General features: G+C 32.0%; 4 protein-coding genes. All 4 read right to left on the reverse strand.

From position 1 onward, the window contains the following. Positions 1–99 precede the first annotated feature (99 nt). On the reverse strand, positions 100–645 hold the full coding sequence (locus ACI6MV_RS24755; protein WP_407272978.1) for a DeoR family transcriptional regulator: 546 nt from the start codon (positions 643–645) through the stop codon (positions 100–102). A 431-nt stretch (positions 646–1,076) separates the two neighbouring features. Further along, positions 1,077–2,258, reverse strand: a complete 1,182-nt coding sequence (locus tag ACI6MV_RS24760; protein WP_407272979.1) for a D-alanyl-D-alanine carboxypeptidase family protein — start codon at positions 2,256–2,258, stop codon at positions 1,077–1,079. A gap of 210 nt (positions 2,259–2,468) precedes the next feature. Beyond that, complete coding sequence (locus ACI6MV_RS24765; RefSeq protein ID WP_407272980.1) at positions 2,469–2,729, reverse strand: hypothetical protein; 261 nt, start codon at positions 2,727–2,729, stop codon at positions 2,469–2,471. A 60-nt stretch (positions 2,730–2,789) separates the two neighbouring features. After that, positions 2,790–3,053: hypothetical protein (locus ACI6MV_RS24770; RefSeq protein ID WP_407272981.1), on the reverse strand; the 264-nt coding region annotated here is incomplete at its 5' end.

Raw genomic sequence — 3,053 nt, forward strand, 5'->3', positions numbered from 1 at the left:
GAACAAAAAATAGCGCCTAGATTATTAAATGCTTCATTATTGACCTCCCTTCGTCATCTAATGATGGTCACAACGATTATGTTTGAGCCCATTCATTTTTTAAAAGACAGCCTCCATGGCTTCACTAAATGAGTAAACTTTTCCACCAAACCCTTTAACAAATTTATTAGCATGCTCATGCCATTCAAACAGTAGTACTTGCGGTTGACAACACCCGATGTGAACAGACGTATCCATCACATACCACGTTAATGGTGCACTTATTGTTGTTTGTCTCAAAAAATCCTGACTGATTGCCTGTATGACTTCTTCTCCCAATTGTCGATGACGGAGTAAGCCACAGTGGGCGCAGCAAGCCAATTCAATTTTGTTATTTGGTAAAATGAGTCGATAGGCAAGTTTTTCATTTATCATACGACTAAAAAACACACACTCTTCTGAATTAGATGCCTCGTTTGAACGGTCTCGAACAAGAGTTATACCTCCAAACGTTTTAATGATGAATCCTTCCTCAATTATTGGCTTTAGGTCCCGATGAATAGTCATCTCAGAAACCTCAAGTTCTCTGCTTAATTCAGAAATCTTCATATTATGCTTTTTTTGGATTAAGTCTTTAATTCGATTTTGTCTTTCAACAGGTAACAAGTCTTTACACCTCCTACTCAATCATTATTGTTGGAATTTAACAATTTTAGTCATATTACAATATGATCATAAATGTCGGCAAACAATTACCCAATGAAATTAGTGTGAATGATATGTGACAATTTCAACATAAAAAAAAACAGCACTTTTAATCAATAATATAGTGCTGGATAACTAGCGATATAATTGGGACATAATTCGAAGGAGAGTATAATCCAATAAATCAACAATCCAGCCTATTTGTGAAGAGACTATTGCATTATATTACAAGCGAAAAGAGCTGACATTGAATGTTACTTTTCTAAACATTGGCTAACCCTGAAGGATATATAGGGAATCTACAGTGGTATGATGAAGCAAATGCAGTGGAATTAAAATGGGGGACTCAGCCTTAACCGACTAGCCCCCATCCGAAGTTCTTATTTTTTTGACTAGTTGTCTACTATGATAAATAACCATACTATAATTGTTAGGGTAATAAACAGCACAAAAACAAACTCTAATAAATGTACCTCAAACACGGAATTTACCTTTATATCCTTAGTAGTGATAGTTGTTGTATTGTTAATCTTTTTTTCTTCTCCAGCGTTATCTTCTGTTTCAACTTTGTTTAGGGGATGAGAAGATATTATATTTCCATCTTCATTTATTATTTCTAACGATCCGTTATCATTAACCTTCTTACTCACTTTCTCATTTAAAGAATGAGTATAGAACATTCTTTTTGGTGCTATATACTCCTGTTTATTAAGCGTAAATGTGGTTCCCTTAGAAATACTAGATGTTTCAAAGTTTTCAAAACCATAGTCTAATAGTTTAATTGTGTCATTGTATGCTGCTGATTGCATATAACTATTTAAAGTAATTACAATAAGACTTAAATTTTCTCTTTTCGCTGTCGTTGCCAAGGTAAATCCAGATTGATTAACAAAACCCGTTTTTCCACCTGTTATACCTTCATAGGGGATCTGTCTCATTAATTTGTGATGCGTGTAAAGAGTAGTATCCCAAGACTCACCGTTCCATTCTAATTTTTTTGTGCTAAATATTTGTCTGAATGTATCATTTTTAATTGCATATTGAGTTATTCTAGCCAGATCTTTTGCTGTCGTAACATGGTTAGGATCAAAAAGGCCGTGCGGATTTTCGAAGTGGGTATTCTGTACACCAATCACGTTTTTCAAATATTTGTTTATATCGGAAGAAAATTGTTCCACACTTCTACTTAGATGTTCTGCAATTGCAATACCTGTATCATTGCCAGAATTAATTAGCAATCCTTGTAGAAGTTTTTTTAATGTAACTTTTTCCCCTTCTTCTAAATATACTTTGGTTCCTTCTATATTCCTTGCCTTCTCACTAACAGTCACAATATCATCAAGGTTACCGGTTTCTATTGCATAAATAGCTGTTGCAATTTTGGTTAAACTGGCGGGATACATTTGTTCATTAGCCCTTTTTTCATAAAGAACTTTGCCAGTTTTTGAATCTATCATAATTGCAGCTTGACTAACTAACGTAGGTTGTGCAGTTCCAGATTCAGCAAATGATATAGACATAAACAGAGTATTCAATGAAACAATAGTTGTAATAAATAATATGACTTTCTTCATGTATTAACACCTACTTGTTACTTAAATAATTTAGTGACTTCCCTATTACATTTTAAATTATTTTTATCAAGAAATTATAACTTTTTGTTAGATGTAAAAAATATTTAATATTGTTAGTTGTTTGTAACACCGTATATAAAATTCTTTCATTTCATATTTTAATAGAAAACATATTTTAAAGGTGATAGTAATGTAATTCTAATTTTCGATTTAGTTCAGTTCCAACAGAAGACATTCAATATCTTTTCTCTTAACTAAGGCAAGGACATCCGACTCAAATTTAACAATTATATGGTTAGGAGTAATTTTGATAATTACTCCCACTCTAGAACATTTCTCATAAACTTTACTTTGTGAATAACTTTCTTTAATTAATGCTTTATATCCTACATGTACTTCCTTTAAATTAAAACTTCTTACCTTTATTAGCAGCTTATTTCTTTCTTTAATATAAAGACTTTTGTTTTCCATTGAATCTCACCTCAAATGAATTTGTTCAATATTAATTACTGGTCACGCTAAACAATTCTTTTAAGAACCTTCTTTGACAAAACTGAAATCTCCAAACAAATAGTCTACAATATTTTTATTTATAGCCCTTAACTCTTTTATATCAAAACAATCTTGAATACTCATCGTTATACAACTATGAAACAGTGAGATTATTTCTGTAAATGTATCTTTTTTACTTGCAATTTCTTCTTCCGTCAGGTCTTCAAATGTTTTTCCTGTTCTTGATAGTGTCATATAAGTTAATAATCCCCCTGTGTTAGCATGGTTGTCATAAGGTTCCAT

It is taken from the genome of Radiobacillus sp. PE A8.2, from assembly GCF_045635475.1.
Classification (GTDB): Bacteria; Bacillota; Bacilli; order Bacillales; family Amphibacillaceae; genus JBJGXI01.

Coding starts and splice junctions, on each gene's coding strand:
- ACI6MV_RS24765 (WP_407272980.1), bottom strand. CDS start 2,729: ATGGAAAACAAAAGTCTTTATATTAAAGAAAGAAATAAGCTGCTAATA.
- ACI6MV_RS24760 (WP_407272979.1), bottom strand. CDS start 2,258: ATGAAGAAAGTCATATTATTTATTACAACTATTGTTTCATTGAATACT.